20 protein-coding genes are annotated in these 18,477 nt (G+C 54.8%); 12 read left to right on the plus strand and 8 right to left on the minus strand.

Features of this window, described 5'->3' with window-relative positions:
- The first annotated feature begins 17 nt into the window (after positions 1-17).
- Positions 18-596, plus strand: a complete 579-nt coding sequence (gene lpcA / locus A9180_RS21020) for a D-sedoheptulose 7-phosphate isomerase (RefSeq protein WP_016159301.1) — start codon at positions 18-20, stop codon at positions 594-596.
- 104 nt (positions 597-700) lie between these two features.
- Positions 701-1,468 carry a class II glutamine amidotransferase gene (locus A9180_RS21025; RefSeq protein ID WP_064530434.1) on the plus strand — a complete coding sequence of 256 codons (768 nt, stop codon included), beginning with the start codon at positions 701-703 and terminating at the stop codon, positions 1,466-1,468.
- On the opposite strand, the gene dpaA is transcribed toward A9180_RS21025, so the two are convergent.
- Positions 1,439-2,179, minus strand: a complete 741-nt coding sequence (dpaA, locus tag A9180_RS21030) for a peptidoglycan meso-diaminopimelic acid protein amidase (RefSeq protein WP_064530435.1) — start codon at positions 2,177-2,179, stop codon at positions 1,439-1,441. The two genes, A9180_RS21025 and dpaA, sit on opposite strands and share 30 nt — an antisense overlap.
- A gap of 312 nt (positions 2,180-2,491) precedes the next feature.
- Here dpaA and A9180_RS21035 point away from each other — a divergent pair, with 312 nt between their 5' ends.
- From A9180_RS21035 to A9180_RS21045, 3 genes are all read left to right on the plus strand, one after another.
- On the plus strand, positions 2,492-3,241 hold the full coding sequence (locus A9180_RS21035; protein ID WP_064530436.1) for a C40 family peptidase: 750 nt from the start codon (positions 2,492-2,494) through the stop codon (positions 3,239-3,241).
- 175 nt (positions 3,242-3,416) lie between these two features.
- Positions 3,417-3,914, plus strand: a complete 498-nt coding sequence (locus tag A9180_RS21040) for an REP-associated tyrosine transposase (RefSeq protein ID WP_064530437.1) — start codon at positions 3,417-3,419, stop codon at positions 3,912-3,914.
- 233 nt (positions 3,915-4,147) lie between these two features.
- The gene (locus A9180_RS21045; RefSeq protein WP_064530438.1) at positions 4,148-5,128 is read left to right on the plus strand and encodes an IS110-like element IS621 family transposase; all 981 of its coding nucleotides are present in this window, start codon (positions 4,148-4,150) and stop codon (positions 5,126-5,128) included.
- A gap of 273 nt (positions 5,129-5,401) precedes the next feature.
- On the opposite strand, the gene flhA is transcribed toward A9180_RS21045, so the two are convergent.
- Genes flhA through A9180_RS21080 form a run of 7 tightly spaced genes read right to left on the minus strand, consistent with a single transcriptional unit; the run spans position 5,402 to position 11,631 of the window.
- A complete protein-coding gene (gene flhA, locus A9180_RS21050) occupies positions 5,402-7,495 on the minus strand; it encodes a flagellar biosynthesis protein FlhA (RefSeq protein ID WP_064530439.1) in 2,094 nt (697 codons plus the stop codon).
- A complete protein-coding gene (flhB, locus tag A9180_RS21055; RefSeq protein ID WP_064530440.1) occupies positions 7,479-8,618 on the minus strand; it encodes a flagellar type III secretion system protein FlhB in 1,140 nt (379 codons plus the stop codon). Before flhB ends, flhA begins: the two co-directional genes overlap by 17 nt.
- Positions 8,608-9,390 (minus strand): flagellar biosynthetic protein FliR, encoded by a 783-nt coding sequence (gene fliR / locus A9180_RS21060; protein ID WP_064530441.1) that lies wholly within the window; start codon positions 9,388-9,390, stop codon positions 8,608-8,610. Before fliR ends, flhB begins: the two co-directional genes overlap by 11 nt.
- 1 nt (position 9,391) lies before the next feature.
- Complete coding sequence (locus tag A9180_RS21065) at positions 9,392-9,664, minus strand: flagellar biosynthetic protein FliQ (protein ID WP_064530442.1); 273 nt, start codon at positions 9,662-9,664, stop codon at positions 9,392-9,394.
- A 2-nt stretch (positions 9,665-9,666) separates the two neighbouring features.
- Positions 9,667-10,419, minus strand: coding sequence for a flagellar type III secretion system pore protein FliP (fliP, locus tag A9180_RS21070; RefSeq protein ID WP_000830267.1), 753 nt, complete (start codon positions 10,417-10,419; stop codon positions 9,667-9,669).
- A complete protein-coding gene (locus tag A9180_RS21075; RefSeq protein ID WP_064530443.1) occupies positions 10,416-10,787 on the minus strand; it encodes a FliM/FliN family flagellar motor switch protein in 372 nt (123 codons plus the stop codon). Before A9180_RS21075 ends, fliP begins: the two co-directional genes overlap by 4 nt.
- Positions 10,780-11,631 (minus strand): FliM/FliN family flagellar motor C-terminal domain-containing protein, encoded by an 852-nt coding sequence (locus A9180_RS21080; protein WP_064530444.1) that lies wholly within the window; start codon positions 11,629-11,631, stop codon positions 10,780-10,782. The genes A9180_RS21075 and A9180_RS21080 overlap by 8 nt, the downstream gene beginning before the upstream one ends.
- A gap of 387 nt (positions 11,632-12,018) precedes the next feature.
- Here A9180_RS21080 and A9180_RS21085 point away from each other — a divergent pair, with 387 nt between their 5' ends.
- Genes A9180_RS21085 through fliJ form a run of 7 tightly spaced genes read left to right on the plus strand, consistent with a single transcriptional unit; the run spans position 12,019 to position 18,475 of the window.
- Positions 12,019-12,999, plus strand: a complete 981-nt coding sequence (locus A9180_RS21085; protein WP_064530445.1) for a sigma-54 interaction domain-containing protein — start codon at positions 12,019-12,021, stop codon at positions 12,997-12,999.
- A 14-nt stretch (positions 13,000-13,013) separates the two neighbouring features.
- Complete coding sequence (locus A9180_RS21090) at positions 13,014-13,355, plus strand: flagellar hook-basal body complex protein FliE (RefSeq protein WP_038355520.1); 342 nt, start codon at positions 13,014-13,016, stop codon at positions 13,353-13,355.
- A 4-nt stretch (positions 13,356-13,359) separates the two neighbouring features.
- Positions 13,360-15,006: a flagellar basal-body MS-ring/collar protein FliF gene (fliF, locus tag A9180_RS21095; RefSeq protein WP_064530446.1), complete on the plus strand. Its 1,647-nt coding sequence runs from the start codon at positions 13,360-13,362 to the stop codon at positions 15,004-15,006.
- Positions 14,984-15,994: a flagellar motor switch protein FliG gene (locus A9180_RS21100; protein WP_064530447.1), complete on the plus strand. Its 1,011-nt coding sequence runs from the start codon at positions 14,984-14,986 to the stop codon at positions 15,992-15,994. Before fliF ends, A9180_RS21100 begins: the two co-directional genes overlap by 23 nt.
- 3 nt (positions 15,995-15,997) lie before the next feature.
- Positions 15,998-16,708 carry a flagellar assembly protein FliH gene (gene fliH, locus A9180_RS21105; RefSeq protein ID WP_064530448.1) on the plus strand — a complete coding sequence of 237 codons (711 nt, stop codon included), beginning with the start codon at positions 15,998-16,000 and terminating at the stop codon, positions 16,706-16,708.
- A complete protein-coding gene (gene fliI, locus A9180_RS21110) occupies positions 16,701-18,038 on the plus strand; it encodes a flagellar protein export ATPase FliI (protein WP_064530449.1) in 1,338 nt (445 codons plus the stop codon). The genes fliH and fliI overlap by 8 nt, the downstream gene beginning before the upstream one ends.
- A 2-nt stretch (positions 18,039-18,040) precedes the next feature.
- Positions 18,041-18,475, plus strand: a complete 435-nt coding sequence (gene fliJ, locus A9180_RS21115; RefSeq protein WP_064530450.1) for a flagellar export protein FliJ — start codon at positions 18,041-18,043, stop codon at positions 18,473-18,475.
- The last annotated feature ends 2 nt before the right edge of the window (positions 18,476-18,477 follow it).

Genomic DNA, 18,477 nt, shown 5'->3' on the forward strand with positions numbered 1-18,477 from the left:
TGCTGAAGGATATCCTCATGTACCAGGATCTTATTCGTAACGAACTGAACGAAGCGGCGGAAACGCTGGCTAACTTTTTAAAAGATGACGCCAATATTCACGCCATTCAGCGCGCGGCGGTCCTGTTAGCAGACAGCTTTAAAGCCGGTGGCAAGGTGCTTTCCTGTGGCAACGGCGGCTCCCATTGCGACGCCATGCACTTTGCTGAAGAACTGACCGGTCGCTACCGTGAAAACCGTCCGGGCTATCCGGCGATTGCCATTTCAGATGTCAGCCACATCACCTGTGTTGGCAATGATTTTGGCTTTAACGATATTTTCTCCCGCTACGTTGAAGCGGTAGGTCGCGAAGGCGATGTGCTGCTGGGGATCTCCACTTCCGGCAACTCAGCGAACGTGATCAAAGCGATTGCGGCGGCGCGTGAGAAGGGCATGAAAGTGATCACCCTGACTGGTAAAGACGGCGGTAAAATGGCAGGCACGGCGGATATCGAAATTCGCGTTCCGCATTTTGGTTATGCCGACCGCATTCAGGAAATTCACATTAAAGTGATCCATATCCTGATCCAGTTAATTGAAAAAGAGATGGTTAAGTAAGTCTGGCGTAGGCCGAATAAGGCGTTCACGCCGCATCCGGCCTGAAAATTCTTAAATCAATCTTCGCCGGGGGCCATGCGCTCCCGCTGTTGTGGAGGTTACCGATGTGCGAATTGCTCGGGATGAGCGCCAACGTCCCTACCGATATCTGCTTTAGTTTCACCGGGCTTGTACAGCGTGGTGGTGGAACCGGGCCACATAAAGATGGCTGGGGCATTACCTTTTACGAAGGTAAAGGCTGTCGCACATTTAAAGATCCACAACCCAGCTTTAATTCCCCCATCGCCAAACTTGTCCAGGACTACCCGATAAAATCCTGTTCGGTTGTGGCTCATATTCGCCAGGCAAATCGGGGCGAGGTGGCGCTGGAAAATACTCACCCGTTTACCCGCGAGTTATGGGGACGCAACTGGACTTATGCCCATAACGGGCAACTGACGGGCTATAAATCACTGGAAACCGGCAACTTTCGCCCGGTCGGTGAAACTGACAGCGAAAAAGCCTTTTGCTGGCTGCTGCATAAATTAACGCAGCGTTACCCGCGCACGCCGGGCAACATGGCTGCGGTGTTTAAATATATCGCTTCACTGGCGGATGAGCTGCGGCAGAAGGGCGTTTTCAACATGCTGCTCTCGGACGGGCGCTATGTAATGGCGTATTGTTCGACCAATCTGCACTGGATCACCCGCCGCGCACCGTTTGGCGTAGCAACGTTGCTGGACAGGGATGTGGAAATCGACTTCAGTTCGCAGACCACACCGGATGATGTGGTCACGGTAATAGCGACACAGCCGCTGACGGGCAATGAAACCTGGCAAAAGATTATGCCAGGCGAATGGCGCTTATTTTGCCTCGGGGAGCGTGTAGTTTGATGCCAGTTGTGGCTGCACAACTTCGTGGCTCAACGGTTTGCTGACCACGTAACGGCCATTGACCACAGAAACGGTCGGTGGCTTACGGGTCTGTTCAAAGTAGTCGTAGCCTGGCTTCAGCTGCTCCCAGAAGTCTTTAAAGTTGGAATACTTATGACGTTGCATGTTGGCGTCGGTCATACGGAACGGGTAAATGCTCACCTGCACACTTGACTGACCAAACACCAGCGCACCAGTAACGAACTGGAAGATCTCATCAATGCCCTGATTGGTCATCGCGTAGCAGCCGATGGAAACACAATCGCCGTGGATCATCAGGTATTTCCCTTCATAACCATGCGCACGGTCATAGGCGTTAGGAAAACCAATATTAATCGCTTTGTAGTAACGGCTATCTGGTTTTAACTGATTACGCTGGACACTATAAAACCCTTCCGGACTTTTGAAATCGCCCTGACGCTGTTTTGGTCCTAACCCGCCGGAATATTTACAGATTTTATAGCTGTCGAGTAGCTGATATTGCTCGCCCATTTTGACGTAGAGATCGAGCGTACGTTCTTCCTTGAAGATTTGGATGTAGACAGGGGATCCCATCAACTGCTGCTTATACTCTTTGCTCACTGGCGTGGTAGAGCTACTGCTGCCCAGCAAACCGGCAAACGAAACGCACGGGACCAACAACATCGCAAGAATTAATGCGATTTTACGCATACTGCTTATTCCTTGATAAAACGGTTACACACGCCAGGACGGCAAAATAGATCCCAAATCGGAATAGTCTGGATTTGGAAGGCTCACATTATCACCAAAAGAGTTTTACGCAAGTCTGTCGGCGCTGGGTTTACAAATTTAGCATAAGTGGTGATTTTCAAAAGTCCGAAAAGCGCATGTAAAACGGATTTATTTCTTATTTCCTAAGATTATGAAACCTCGATAGTAATATGCAAATAAGCAATTAATAATCCCGCTTCTCCTTCCTGTCCTCTAATATTCTCATCTTCATTCAGCCGGTTTATATCCTCCATGTATTTGTTCTCACACGGCAGATTTCTGCATCCAGGCGTGCTTTCGTTATGCGTTTTGCTTCCTTTATTCGCCAGCGCCACCACATCACATATCTCTTTTAGCTACGCCGCCCGCCAGCGGATGCAAAACCGTACGCGGTTGCTAAAACGGTACCAGGCACATCTGAAAACACAGGCCAGCTACATTGTGGAAGGCGATGCACAAAGCAGAAGGGCGCTGCGGCAACATAACCGCGAACAGATAAAACAGCATCCGGAGTGGTTTCCTGCGCCGCTCAAGGCAAGTGACAGACGCTGGCAGTCGCTGGCGGAAAACAACCACTTCTTAAGCAGCGACCACCTGCACAATATTACCGAAGTGGCGATCCACCGTCTGGAGCAGCAGCTTGGCAAGCCTTACGTCTGGGGCGGCACGCGGCCCGACAAAGGCTTCGACTGTAGCGGGTTGGTTTTTTATGCCTACAACAAGATCCTCGAGGCGAAGCTCCCGCGTACGGCGAATGAGATGTATCACTACCATCGGGCGACGATTGTGGCGAACAACGACCTGCGCCGGGGAGATTTGCTGTTTTTCCATATCCACAGCCGCGAAATTGCCGACCATATGGGCGTGTATCTGGGCGATGGGCAATTTATCGAGTCGCCACGTACCGGCGAAACCATTCGGATAAGTCGGTTAGCCGAACCTTTCTGGCAGGATCATTTTTTGGGCGCGCGACGGATTTTGACGGAAGAGACGATTTTGTAGGACGGATAAGGCGTTCACGCCGCATCCGGCAGTTGTGCGCGGATGCCTGATGCGACGCTTTGCGTCTTATCATGCCTACGAGTCTGCGAATTTTTTGCGAGCCGCTTTCCCGATATAAAACAACCTTATTGTCGACTTTTCCTTTTCTTCTTACCGTTGAGAAAAAGGAGTCGCTATGTCTGAATATCGTCGTTATTACATCAAGGGGGGAACCTGGTTTTTCACGGTAAATTTACGGAATCGTCGAAGCCAGCTTTTGACCACCCAGTTTCACGCGCTTCGAAATTCCATTATAAAAGTTAAGCGAGACCGCCCCTTTGAAATCAATGCCTGGGTTGTTTTGCCGGAGCATATGCACTGTATCTGGACATTACCGGAAAATGATGATGATTTTTCTTCTCGCTGGCGGGAAATTAAAAAGCAATTCACCCATGCCTGTGGAATGAAAAATATCTGGCAACCGCGTTTTTGGGAGCACGCCATCCGTAATACCAAAGATTATCGCCATCATGTTGATTATATTTACATAAATCCAGTGAAACATGGCTGGGTAAAGCAAGTGAGTGATTGGCCATTTTCAACGTTTCATCGCGATGTCGCGAAAGGGTTATATCCCATCGATTGGGCGGGTGATGTAACGGATTTGAATGCCGGGGAGCGTATCATTTTATAACTGTGCGCCGGTGCCGGATGCGCTTACGCTTATCCGGCCTTGTATTATCCCTCCTGTGCAGAGAAAATCGGCCAGTTTTCTCTGACCTGCAGTCCGCATGCCGTATCCGGCCTTGGGTTTCTAACCTGCGTTGTAGATTTATGCAGCGGACTGCCTTTCTCCCAGAGTGATAAACCGGACAGTATCATGGACCGGTTTTCCCGGTAATCCGTATTTGCAAGGTTGGTTTCACTATGGAACATGAACTTCATTATATTGGTATCGACACTGCTAAAGAGAAACTGGATGTCGATGTGTTGCGCCCTGATGGCCGTCATCGCACCAAAAAATTCGCTAACACCACTAAAGGGCACGATGAGCTGGTGAGCTGGCTGAAGGGCCACAAGATTGACCATGCGCATATCTGCATCGAAGCGACCGGCACCTATATGGAACCTGTCGCAGAGTGCCTTTACGATGCTGGCTACATCGTGTCAGTCATTAATCCTGCACTGGGTAAAGCTTTCGCTCAGAGTGAAGGACTGCGTAACAAGACTGATACCGTGGATGCGCGCATGCTGGCAGAGTTCTGTCGTCAGAAGCGTCCTGCAGCCTGGGAAGCGCCTCACCCGCTTGAACGCGCGTTGCGTGCCCTGGTAGTACGCCACCAGGCGCTGACAGATATGCACACGCAGGAGCTGAACCGCACTGAGACGGCGCGGGAAGTCCAGAAGCCGAGCATTGATGCCCACCTTCTGTGGCTTGAAGCAGAGCTGAAGCGCCTTGAGAAGCAGATAAAAGACCTGACAGACGATGATCCGGATATGAAACACCGCAGGAAGCTGCTGGAAAGTATCCCGGGTATCGGAGAGAAAACATCCGCGGTATTACTGGCTTATATCGGTCTGAAGGACCGCTTCGCCCATGCCAGACAGTTCGCCGCTTTTGCGGGTCTGATAGCACGGCGTTATGAATCAGGGAGCAGTGTGAGAGGGGCAAGCCGGTTGAGTAAAGCCGGACATGTGTCGCTTCGCAGGGCGTTGTATATGCCTGCAATGGTAGCCACCAGCAAGACAGAGTGGGGACGAGCGTTCCGCGAGCGTCTGACGGCTAATGGCAAGAAAGGAAAAGTGATTCTTGGCGCGATGATGCGCAAACTGGCCCAGGTGGCGTATGGAGTGCTGAAGTCAGGCGTGCCGTTCGATGCGTCACGGCATAATCCGGTAGCTGCATAAAAATCGCGGAAGGGATGAAAAAAACAGCGCCTGACGGCGCTGTGTCTGGCATGCCGGGATACCGGAGTATAAAAAAACTTGCAGGTCATAACAGTATCTACAAATCGTGCCTGAACCGTAGGCCGGATAAGGCGTTCACGCCGCATCCGGCGGTTGTGCGCCGGTGCCTGATGCGACGCTTTGCGTCTTATCAGGCCTACAAACTTGCGCCGAACCGTAAGCCGGATAAGGCGTTCACGCCGCATCCGGCAGTTGTGCACCGATGCCGGATACCTACATCAACGCCCCCATAATCTTCAACTCCAGCTCGTCCGGCACTTCGTTATACGACAGCACATGCAGACCCGGCGCAAACAACCTTGCATAACGCGCCAGTAAAGGGCGCAGCTGCGGCGGCACCAGCAGCACCGGGTCTTTCCCCGCCGCTTTCATCTGCTCTTTTACCTGCGGCATCGTGCTCTGGAACTGGTTGAGCATATTCGGGTCCACCGGCACGCTGTCGAGCATCACTTTCCCGGCCTGTTGCGCCTGATTCACCACATTGGTCAGCAGATTTTCCAGCTCATTATTCAGCGTATATACCGTCAGCTCCTGCTTGCGAACGAACGGATGGGTGATACTGCGCCGCAGTGCCAGGCGCACATCGGCCGCCAGCAGAATATGATCTTTGGTGACGGTGCTACTGGCTACCAGCACGGTGGCGATGGTGACGATATCGCGCAGGGAAACGCCTTCGGTCAGCAGCGCCCGGTACACTTTCAGCAACTGGCTGTAATTCAGCGCCGCGCTCAAATCTTCCGCCAGCCGTGGTGCCATCGACGACAAACGGTTATGCAACTGCGTGATGTCGTCATAGTTAAATAAATCAGGAATATAGCTGCGCACAATCTTATTCACATGGGTAGCAATCACGCTGGCGTTGTCGATCACCTGATACCCCATATTTAGCGCCTTCGCCTTCTGCGCGGGCTGAATCCAGGTGACCGGCATCCCGTACGCCGGGTCGTTCCCCAGCACGCCGTCAATCTCGCCGTAGGTTTCGCTGGAGGGCAGGGCCATCAGTTTATCCGCCGGAATATCCGCTTCATCAGCCTTAATGCCGTTGATGAAAATGGCGTACTGGCTGGGCTTGAGGCGGAAGTTTTCCCGAATGCGGATCTCCGGCAGCAGCACGCCGTTGCCGTCGGAAATCACTTGCCGCACGCCGCGAATACGCTGGGTGAGCGGGTTGCCCTGCGCTTTATCCACCAGCGCCACCAGTTTGTAACCGAGGCTTAAACTGATAGGCTCGATCAGCGGAATGGTTTCCCAACTGACCTGTTGCTCGCTGGTTTCGGTGATGGTGCGGGTCAGCGTTTCGAGGCTTTTCTCTTCCGCCTCCGCCGCCTGCGGCTGTTTGCTCATTCGCCAGCCGGTAAAACCCAGCAGGGCGCTGAACAGCAAAAACGGCAGGTGCGGCATCCCCGGCACCACCGCCAGCACGAACATGATCCCGGTGGCGGTGTAGAGCACCGACGGGCTTGCCAGCAGCTGGTGGCGCACGTCATGGGCGATATCGCCGTTATCGCTGACGCGGGTGACAATAATCGCCGCCGCGGTGGAGAGCAGCAGGGAAGGGATCTGCGCCACCAGCCCGTCGCCGATGGTCATCAGCACATATTGCTGGAAGGCGGCGTCGGCGCTCAGGTTGTATTTGAAGATCCCGATACAGACGCCGCCGATCAGGTTGATCGCCAGAATCATCATCCCGGCGATGGCATCCCCGCGCACAAACTTCGATGCCCCGTCCATCGCGCCGTAGAAATCGGCCTCGCTGGCAACATCTTTACGCCGGGTTTGCGCCTGCGCCTGGTTGATCAACCCGGCGTTAAGATCGGCGTCAATCGCCATCTGCTTGCCGGGCATCGCGTCTAAGGTAAAGCGGGCAGAAACCTCGGAAATACGCTCGGCCCCTTTGGTGACGACGATAAAGTTGATGATCATCAGGATGATAAACACCACGAAGCCGACGACAAAGTTGCCGCCAATCACCACCTGACCAAACGACTCAATCACCTTACCCGCCGCCCCCGCTCCGAGATGCCCGTGCAGCAGCACCACGCGCGTGGAGGCGACGTTCAGCGTCAGGCGCATTAAGGTGGTGATCAGCAAAATGGTCGGGAACAGGCTGAATTCCAGCGGCCTTTTCGCCGATACCGCCACCAGCAGCACCATCACCGCCAGCACAATGTTGAAGGTGAACAGAATATCCAGCAGCGCAGGCGGCAGCGGCAGAATAACCATCGCCAGAATACACAGTATGACCAGCGGCACGCCGAGATTGCCGCCGCGCAGCAGCGCGAGGAACGATTTAGTTGTTTTCGCCATCCAGTTTAAGCACCTCTTTGGGAATGGAAATATGTCTGTTCAGAGCCGGGCGCGGCTGTGTGCCGTCGCGCCAGTGTTTCATTTGCAGGACGTAGGTCAGAACGTGGGCGATGGCCCGGTAAAGCTGAAACGGAATTTGCTGGTTCACCTGAGTGGTGTAGTAAACCGAGCGCGCCAGTCGCGGGAACTCGACCACTTCCACCTGATTTTCAGCAGCGACCTGGCGAATATAGAGGGCGATCTCATCGGTGCCTTTCGCCACCACAAACGGCGCGGCGGCACGCGACTGGTCATACTGCAACGCCACGGCGTAGTGGGTCGGGTTGGTGATCACCACGTTGGCTTTCGGCACCACTTTGCGGATTTGCCCCATCGCCAGCTGCCGTTGCAGCCGCCGCACACGTGCCTTCACTTCCGGCTTGCCTTCCTGATTTTTGTACTCTTCTTTCAGCTCCTGTTTGGTCATCTTCAGCCCTTTGGTAAACAGGGCTTTCGCCAGCGGCACGTCGATCAGCGCAAAGAAGATAAACAGGATGACAAAGTTGCGCATCACGCTGGCGTAGAGCGATAAACCATCATTAATTGCCAGTTTGAACGGCAGCGCCTGCAGGCCGAGAAAGGCGGTAAAGTTATTGCGCAGGCTAATCCACAGCATCACCAGCACCACCACCGACTTCACCGTCATCTTCCCCGTTTCCGCCAGATGTTCACTGGAGAACAGCCGCCCAATGCCTTTTAACGGGCTGATTTTGCTGAAGTCCGGGAGGATTTTTTTCGGCAGAAACAGCCAGCCGCCGGGCACCAGCGAAGAGAGCAGCGCGGCGGCGGGCATCGGCAGCAAGGTGAGAATAAACTTGCCGAGAATTAACAGGTGATGGCGCAGAAACTGGCCGATAACGTCAGGATTATTAATCTCCTGCGCATACTGATGCACGCTGATAAAACTCTCGCGCACAAAATCGGCATACCACGGAAAACTGCTGGAGATCACCACAAATGCCGCAAACAGGCTCGCCGCCAGCCCCATATCCTTCGAGCGCGGTAGTTGCCCCTCTTCACGCGCTTTACGCAGCTTTTGCGCCGAGGGTTTCTCTGTTTTTTCTTCGCTGCTGCTATCCGCCATAGTGACCTTTCAGCGCGTCGAGTTGCTGCAACACAAAATTCGCCAGATGCAGATAGTGATCCGGCAGGTTGTAGAGCAGGGTGGCAAAACAGACCAGCCCCGCCAGCATGTTGATGGGAAAGCCGAGCGAAAAGAGATTCAGCGGCGGCGCAATGCGGTTAAGCAGGCCAAAACAGCCCTGCACAATCAGCATGATAAAAGTGGTCGGCAGCGCCAACAGCGATGCCGACGCCAGCACCCAGCTAAAGGCCAGCGCGACGGTGCGCAGGGTTTGCGGATGCAGCGCGTTGCCAATCGGCCAGTAGGTGAAGCCCTTGTACAACACGCTCACCAGCAGCAGATGCCCGTCCATGGCAAAAAACAGCAGGATCGCGTAGACGTTGATAAGCTCCGCCAGCACGGTGGTCGATGCGCCGCTGCTCGGATCATTCATCACCGCCATGCTCATCCCCATATTGAACGAGAGAATTTGCCCGGCCAGTTGCAGCGCCAGAAACAGAAACTGGAACATCAGCCCGAACAGCATGCCCCATAATAGTTGCTCCACCGTCAGGATCAGGCTGTTGAGCGATAGCAGATCGTGGGGAATGGGATGGGGGATCAACGGCGTGATGATGATTGCCAGCGCCAGCGACAAAATAATCCGCACGCGCACGGTCAGGGCGCTGTTATCCAGCACCGGCACATAGCGCAGAAATGCCATAATGCGCACGAAGGGAAACCATAGCCCCAGCGCCAGATCCATCAGTTGTGTAACGTCGCTTGTGCGCATCTCAATGAACCAGCAACGCGGCCTGGATAAACAGGTGAATGCACAGATCATGCAACTGGATAATCATCCATTTGCCGCACACCCCCAGCACCACCAGCGTGACAATCAGCCTTGGCAAAAAGCTCAGGGTCTGTTCGTTAATCTGCGTCACCGCCTGGAACACGCTCACCAGCAGGCCGACGAGAAGGCTTGGTACTACCAGCACCGAAACCAGCAGGATCACCACTTTTATGCCGCTGGCGACAATGTCGGCGGCGACGTCTACGGTTAACATAATCAGCCCAGCCCCAGCCCGCGAATGCTGGTGGTGAGCGTGCCGATGGTCAGCGACCAGCCGTCGATCAGCACAAACAGCATCAGCTTAAAGGGCAGCGAAACGATCAGCGGCGACAGCATCATCATTCCCATCGCCATCAGCACGCTGGCGACAATCAGGTCGATAACCAGAAACGGGATGTAAATCATAAAGCCAATCTGGAACGCGGTTTTCAGCTCGCTCAACACATAGGCGGGGACCACGATGGAGAGATCCTGGTCGGCGGCATTGCCCTTCGCGCCGCCAATGGTCATGATTTGTGCCATCGCTTTTTTGTCGGTCTGCGCCAGCATAAAGCGTTTCAGCGGCGTAGCAGCGGTACTTAGTGCATCGGTCAGGGTAATCTGATCGTTTTCGAACGGCACCACCGCGTGGTCGTAAATATTGAGCCAGATAGGGCGCATCACCAGCAGGGTGAGAGAGAGCGCAATGCCAATCAGAATGCGGTTTGGCGGCGTTTGTTGCAGCCCCAGCGCCTGGCGCAGCAGCGACAGCACGATAATAAAGCGTGTAAAGCAGGTCATCATCAACACCATCGTCGGCAACAAACCGACGAGGGTCATCAGAATCAACACCTGGATTTTGACGCTGTACTCCTGAGTGTTGCCGTGGGTGACCACATTAAGCAGCGCAATATCGCCGCCCTGGGCCAGCGCCAGAGGGGCGAGCGCCAGCAGCGCCAGACCCAGCGTTAGTTGAGTGCGGCGTTTCATGGCGCCAGGTCGTTGATATCGCGGGTGTTAAACTCCAGCACGCGCAGGCCGTACTTCTCGTTGACCACCACCACTTCCGCTTTGCCCAGCAGGATATTGTTCACTTTAATATCCAGCGGCTCCCCGGCGAGTTTATCCAGCTCAATCACCGTGTCGTCGTCGATGTTAAGCAGGTCGGCTAACATGATTTCTACCGACGACACTTCCAGCGTTAAGGTGACCGGAATGCGTTTTAGCAGCGTCATCGAGTCGGAAAAGCGGTCTTCCTGGCGGGGGACCCGCGTTTCGGTGTCGGCGGAGTTCACCGCAGGCGCAACGTCATCGGTGAGGCCAAAATCCCCGGATAGAATATCGTCTTGTTTACTCATGGCTATTCTCATTTTTGCCCGCCAGTTCCGACAAAAACAGTTTGTCTTTGTCTTCCACAATCAGGGCGCTAAATAATTCAGATTGCCCAATCGCCACCGGAAATGTTTCTCCCAGCGAAAGGGGTAAAATATCCCCGGCTTTTATCTGCGCCAGATCCGCGACATTCATCGACAGCTCGGCGATTTTGACGGTCAGGGTCAGCGGTAGGGAGCGAATGATTTCTTTAATCAGGGCCGGTTTATTGACCGATTTCGCCACCTGCTGCGGTTTACTGTGCTCGCTGTGGCGAATCAGATTTAAAATAAAATCGGTATGGGCGTCGTCGAGCAAAATACGGAAACTGCTCTCTTCATCGCCCGCGAGAGTAAAGGTTAATTGATACGCCCAGTGGGTAATAACCGTGCTGCTGTCCAGTTTTAATTTCAGCGCAATACCGGAGGTTTGCAGATTAAAAATCAGCATGCAGATATCCAGCGCCAGACGGTTCTTTAGTCGCGTTTCGGTTTTGGTCGGCAGTCCGTTATGGGCTTTCGTCTCTTCGAGAGAGGACTCCAGACCATAAAAATTGCCCAGCAGCATTAACAGCAAGGAGCGATCAATATCAAACGCCAGATGCCCGACCTGGGAAACCATCAGCTCGGCGTTTTTATTGATAATATCCATTTCGCAGCCAATCTTTTTTAAGGTGATATTGCTGCGATGCTTTTTGAGAAAATAGCTGCCAAGATGTGAATCAATAACATCAAAATTCCCTGTAAACAGGGTCGGCAGGCGATGGTAGGGGCGTCCAAGCCGATTACCTTCTAATTTAAAGATGCCTGGCGTTTTACTGTACTTCAGCATGGCTTACTTTCTCTGCTGTAATGGTATGGGCGTTTTTGTGCACGCAAATCCGGCAGTGACACAAGGTGAGGTATTAAATAGAGGAGGCGTGAAAGGGGCAAATTATTAATAGAGTGAAAAAATAATTAAATTATTAATGGGTGAGATGTCGGGCATTGTCATAAAACATTGCACGAACGGTAGGCCTGATAAGACGCGTAAGCGTCGCATCAGGCATCGGTGCACGATTGCCGGATGCGGCGTAAACGCCTTATCCGGCCTACGATTCTAACTCATTGTTCATCAACAAATAATATTTTTATTATCGTTTAATTCAAACTTGTTAATCCCGCCGGTGATACGCTTCAGAACATCCTGTTTTCTGTCGCTACTGATATCGTTCACCCTATGTCTGAACTTATTGCAACTGCCGCTTCCAGCATTAACGCTTTTACTCTGGCAAAGCGTGTCGCCGCCTTTAACGTGCCGGTGCTCATTCAGGGCGAAACCGGCGCGGGCAAAGAATGCGTGGCGAAATATATTCACTCCGTAGCCTTTGGTGAAAACGCGCCCTATATCGGTGTGAACTGTGCGGCGATCCCGGAAAATATGCTGGAGGCCACGTTATTTGGCTACGACAAAGGCGCATTTACCGGCGCGATTGCCAGCGTCCCAGGTAAAATGGAACTGGCGAATAACGGCACCTTATTGCTTGATGAAATTGGTGAAATGCCGCTGGCGCTACAGGCCAAAATATTACGCGTATTGCAGGAACAGCAGGTTGAGCGATTAGGTAGCAACCGACAAATTAAACTTAATTTTCGCCTGATTGCCTGCACCAATAAAAACCTTGAACAGGAAGTCGCTGCCGGGCATTTTCGTGAAGATCTTTATTATCGCCTGGCGGTTATTCCTATTACCATGCCGCCGCTGCGTGAACGCCTGAACGATATTATTCCGCTGGCCGAATCATTTATTAAAAAATACGCTACGGTGCTGGTGAAAAATATCACCCTGTCAGAATCTACCCGCCGGGCGCTGCTCAATTACCGCTGGCCCGGCAACGTGCGTCAACTGGAAAACGCCATTCAGCGGGGAATGATCCTGAACCGCGACGGCGTAATTTACCCTGACGCTTTAGGCCTTCCGGAAACGGACGTTGCCGAGCACAGCGAACTGCAATGGCCTGTTCAGCCCACCGTACACATTGCCGAAACCCGCGATTTAGGCCAGCACGGACGAAGCGCCCAGTATCAATATATCGCCGACCTGATGCGTAAATATCAGGGCAACCGCAGCAAAATTGCCGACCTGTTAGGCATTACCCCGCGCGCACTGCGCTATCGACTGGCCTCCATGCGCAAGCACGGTATCGAAGTTTTCTCCTGACCCGGAAGTTAAAAATGAGCATTACCAATATCAACAGCACCATGCAGGCGCAAATCATGCAGGACGTGCAGCGGATGCAGGCCAACGCCCAGGCACCGGTGCTGCCCGCCATGACCTTCAGTTCCACTGACCCGGACGTTTCGTTTAACCGCATTATGTCCGGCGCACTCGGTCACGTAGACCAGTTCCAGCAGGTGGCGGAGCAGCAGCAAACGGCTGTCGACACGGGCAAAAGTGATGACCTCGCCGGGGCGATGATCGCCAGCCAGCAGGCGTCGCTCTCTTTTTCCGCGCTGGTGCAGGTGCGCAACAAAATCGCCACCGGATTTAACGATCTGATGAGTATGTCGATCTAACCCTATGAATGCACAAATAAAGAAGTTAACCCAGGCGTTTCCGGCGTTTCGACTGCGTCTCGCAGATAACAAACGCTGGGCGTTGATGGCGGGAGTGGGGCTTGCCGTTGCGGCGACGGCGATTATCGTCAGTATGCTGTGGACCGGCAATCGCGGCTATGTCTCGCTCTACGGACGCCAGGAAAATCTGCCCGTGTCGCAGATTGTCACCGTGCTGGACGGTGAAAAGCTCACCTACCGCATCGACCCGCAAAGCGGGCAGATACTGGTGCCAGAAGATGCACTGTCGAAAACGCGCATGACCCTTGCCGCGAAAGGCGTGCAGGCGATATTGCCCAGCGGCTATGAGCTGATGGACAAAGACGAAGTGCTCGGCAGCAGCCAGTTCGTGCAGAACGTACGCTATAAACGCAGTCTCGAAGGGGAGCTGGCGCAAAGCATTATGTCGCTGGACGCGGTGGAGAGTGCGCGGGTGCATCTGGCGCTCAACGAAGAAAGCTCGTTTGTGGTCAGCGATGAGCCGCAAAACAGTGCCTCTGTGGTGGTGCGCCTGCACTACGGCGCGAAACTGAATATGGACCAGGTGAACGCCATTGTGCATCTGGTTTCCGGCAGTATTCCGGGGCTGCACGCCAGTAAAGTTAGCGTCGTCGATCAGGCGGGAAATCTGCTGACCGACGGCATTGGCGCGGGCGAGGCGGTTTCTGCCGCTACCCGTAAACGCGATCAGATCCTCAAAGACATCCAGGACAAAACCCGCGCCAGCGTGGCAAACGTGCTGGATTCGCTGGTCGGTACGGGAAATTACCGCGTTAGCGTGATGCCGGATCTCGACCTCAGCACCATCGACGAAACCCAGGAACACTACGGCGATGCGCCGAAAATCAACCGCGAAGAGAGCGTGCTGGACAGCGACACTAATCAGGTGGCGATGGGCGTACCCGGTTCGCTTAGTAACCGCCCGCCGGTTGCGGCGAATCAAATGACCAACGGCACGGAAGAAAACCGCTCGCCGGAAGCGCTTTCGAAACACAGCGAAAGCAAGCGCGATTACTCTTACGACCGTAGCGTCCAGCATATTCAGCATCCCGGCTTTGCGGTGAAACGCCTCAACGTGGCGGTGGTGCTCAATCAAAACGCCCCGGCGCTGAAAAACTGGAAGCCGGAGCAGACCGCACAGCTTACCGCGCTGCTGAACAATGCCGCAGGTATCGACGCCCAGCGCGGCGACAATCTCTCCTTATCACTGCTCAACTTTGTGCCGCAGGTGGTCCCGGTCGAACCGCTAATCCCGCTGTGGAAAGATGACAGCGTGCTGGCCTGGGTGCGGCTGATTGGCTGTGGCCTGCTGGCGCTGTTATTGCTGTTCTTCGTGGTGCGTCCGCTGATGAAACGCCTCACTACCGTGCGAGTGCCTGCCGTTATCGCGGATCCGGAAGCCGTGAGTGAACCGTGGATCGCCACGCCGGAAGACGATCGTAAAAACGTCGATCTGCCGTCGCTGCCTGGCGATGACAGCCTGCCGTCCCAGAGTTCAGGCCTCGAAGTAAAACTCGAGTTCTTGCAAAAACTGGCCATGAGCGACACCGATCGCGTTGCCGAAGTTCTCAGACAATGGATTACCAGCAATGAGCGAATTGACAATAAATAAGAGCAACAGCTACCTGGAACAGGCGGCGATCCTGCTGCTGTGTCTGGGTGAAGAAGCGGCGGCGACGGTGATGCAAAAACTCAGCCGCGAAGAAGTGGTGCGCCTGAGCGAAAACATGGCGCGGCTTTCCGGCGTCAAAACCAGCATGGCGCGCAAAGTGATCAATAACTTCTTTGATGAGTTCCGCGAACAGAGCGGGATCAACGGTGCGTCGCGATCCATGTTGCAGGGCATTCTTAACAAAGCCCTCGGTACCGAGATCGCCAGCAGCGTGATCAACGGCATCTACGGCGATGAGATCCGCTCGCGGATGGCGCGCCTGCAATGGGTGGAACCGCGCCAACTGGCGATGCTGATCTCTGAAGAACATCTGCAATTACAGGCGGTGTTTCTCGCCTTTTTGACGCCGGAAATTTCGGCGGCGGTGCTCTCGTATCTCAACGAATCGGTGCAAAACGAAATTCTCTACCGGGTGGCGAAACTCAACGATGTTAACCGCGACGTGGTGGATGAGCTGGACCGCCTGATCGAACGCGGCCTGTCGGTGCTTTCGGAGCACGGCTCGAAGGTGAAAGGCATCAAACAGGCGGCGGATATCGTCAACCGCTTCCAGGGCAACCAGCAGGTGATCCTCGACCAGATGCGCGAGCGCGATGAAAACGTGCTGGAGCAACTCCAGGATGAGATGTACGACTTCTTTATCCTCAGCCGCCAGAACGAAGAAGTGCGTAGACGTCTGCTCGACGAAGTGCCGATGGAAGACTGGGCGGTGGCGCTGAAAGGCACCGAAGCCCTGCTGCGCCGCTCCATTTATGCCGTAATGCCAAAACGTCAGGTGCAGCAACTGGAAGCGATCACCGCGCGTCTGGGGCCGGTGCCGGTCAGCCGTATCGAACAGATCCGCCGCGAAATCATGGGTATCGCCCGTGAACTGGAAGAGGCGGGAGAGTTTCAGCTACAGCTCTTTGCGGAACAGACGGCGGAGTAACCCATGACCATTGAAACACTGCGCGGGCGCTATCGCCTGCACCGTTTTCCGCCGCGCCAGCGTGCGGTGACCGGAGAACCGCTCACCGCGAGCATCAGCGCCGCCGATTACCAGCGCCAGTTGATGGACGGTTTTCAGGAAGGGCTGCAAAAAGGGTTTGCTCAGGGAATGACCGAAGGCCAGGAGCAGGGCTTTAGCGAAGGTCATCAGCAAGGTTTTGCTGAGGGGCGACGCCAGGGCTACACCGAAGGCAGCCTCGCCGGGCAGCAGGAAGGGCGCAAACAGTTTGTTGAGGCGGCGCAGCCGCTGGAAGCCATCAGCGGAAAAGTGAACGACTTCCTCGCCCATATTGAACGCAAACAGCGGGAAGATTTGCTACAACTGGTGGAAAAAGTCACCCGTCAGGTGATCCGCTGTGAACTGGCGCTGCAACCGACGCAGTTACTGGCGCTGGTGGAAGAGGCGCTGGCGGCCTTCCCGGCGATGCCGAAAACCCTGCAAGTGATGCTGAGTACGGAAGAATTTAACCGCCTGCGCGACGCGGTGCCGGAAAAAGTCAGCGAATGGGGGCTGACGCCTTCGCCGGATCTGCCGCCGGGCGAATGCCGGGTGATTACCGATAAATCTGAACTGGATATCGGCTGCGAGCACCGCCTTGAACAGTGCATGACCGCGCTGCAAGAAACGCTAACGCCGGAGTCGCAGGGTGAGTGATTTTTCTGCTTTCGATAACGCGCTGCGCTCACTGGAGTCGATCCCGCTGGCCCGCGTCGCCGGACGGCTGGTGCGCCTTAACGGCATTCTGCTGGAGAGCGTCGGCTGCCCGCTAATGACCGGGCAACTGTGCCGCATCGAAAGCGCCAATCACACGTTGATTGACGCGCAGGCCGTGGGATTTAATCGCGACATCACTTACCTAATGCCGTTTAAGCAGCCGGTCGGCCTGATGGCGGGGGCGCGCGTCTTCCCGGAAGAAAAAGCCCACGACATCCTGATTGGCGAAAGCTGGTTAGGCCGCGTGGTGAACGGCCTCGGCGAACCGCTGGATGGCAAAGGACGCCTGAACGGCAACGACCTTCTGCCGCCGCTGCCGCCCTCGGTCAACCCCTTAACCCGCCGTTCGGTGGACGAACCATTAGACGTGGGCGTGAAGGCGATCAACGGCCTGCTGACCATTGGTAAAGGCCAGCGCGTTGGGCTGATGGCGGGCAGCGGCGTCGGGAAAAGCGTGCTGCTGGGGATGATCACTCGCCAGACCAAAGCCGACATCGTGGTGGTTGGGCTGATTGGCGAACGCGGGCGCGAAGTGAAAGAGTTTATCGACCACTCGCTGGGCGCGGAAGGACTGGCAAAATCGATTGTTGTCGTTGCGCCCGCCGATGAATCGCCGCTGATGCGCCTGAAAGCCACCGAACTGTGCCACTCCATCGCCGCCTGGTTTCGTGACCGTGGGCATCACGTTTTACTGCTGGTGGATTCCCTCACGCGCTACGCGATGGCGCAGCGGGAAATCGCCCTCTCGCTCGGCGAACCACCTGCCACCAAAGGCTATCCGCCATCGGCATTCGGCATGATCCCCAAACTGGTAGAAAGCGCAGGCAACAGCGAAAGCGCGGGATCGATGACCGCCATTTACACCGTGCTGGCGGAAGGCGACGACCAGCAAGATCCGATTGTCGACTGCGCCCGCGCGGTGCTGGACGGGCATATCGTGTTAACCCGCAAACTGGCGGAAGCGGGGCATTATCCGGCCATTGATATCGGTCAGTCGATAAGCCGCTGCATGAATCAGGTCACCAGCCTGGAACATCAGCAATCCGCCCGCGCGTTAAAGCAAAACTACGCCGCCTATATGGAGATCAAACCGCTGATCCCACTCGGTGGCTACGTGGCAGGCGCGGACGCCAGCGTCGACAAAGCGGTGAAAATGTTCCCTGCAATCGAGCGATTTTTGCGCCAGGAGATGCGCGAACCCGCCTCCCTTGAACTGGTGCAAAGCCGCCTGCAAATTCTCTTTCCTGGTGCTAAAAAGGCAGAACAGTAACTATGCGACAAATCATTGACACCCTGGCGCAATTGCAGCGCCTGCGAGATAAATCGGTCAAAGACAAAACAGTCGAGCTGGCAAAGCAAAAACAGATTTGCGCGGGCTATGACAACAATATCAAGGCGTTAGGCTACCTTGTGGAGAAAACGGCTGCGGGCGCGGCGGCGTCGGTGGAATCGCTGAAAAACGTCAGCGGCTACAAAGGCACCCTGCGCAAGGTAATCGCCTGGCAGGAGCAGGAAAAAACGCTGGCCAACATCAAAGCCACGCGAATGCAGAAAAACCTGACGGCGGCGGCATGCGAAGAGAAAGTGGTGGCCCTGACGCTGGACGACAAACGCCGCGAGCAGCAGGAAAGCGCCACGGCGAAAGCGCAAAAAGCGGTGGACGATATCGCCGTTCAATGCTGGCTGCGGCACAAATTGGCGGAGTAGCC

The sequence above is a fragment of the Escherichia sp. B1147 genome (assembly GCF_001660175.1).
Classification (GTDB): Bacteria; Pseudomonadota; Gammaproteobacteria; order Enterobacterales; family Enterobacteriaceae; genus Escherichia; species Escherichia whittamii.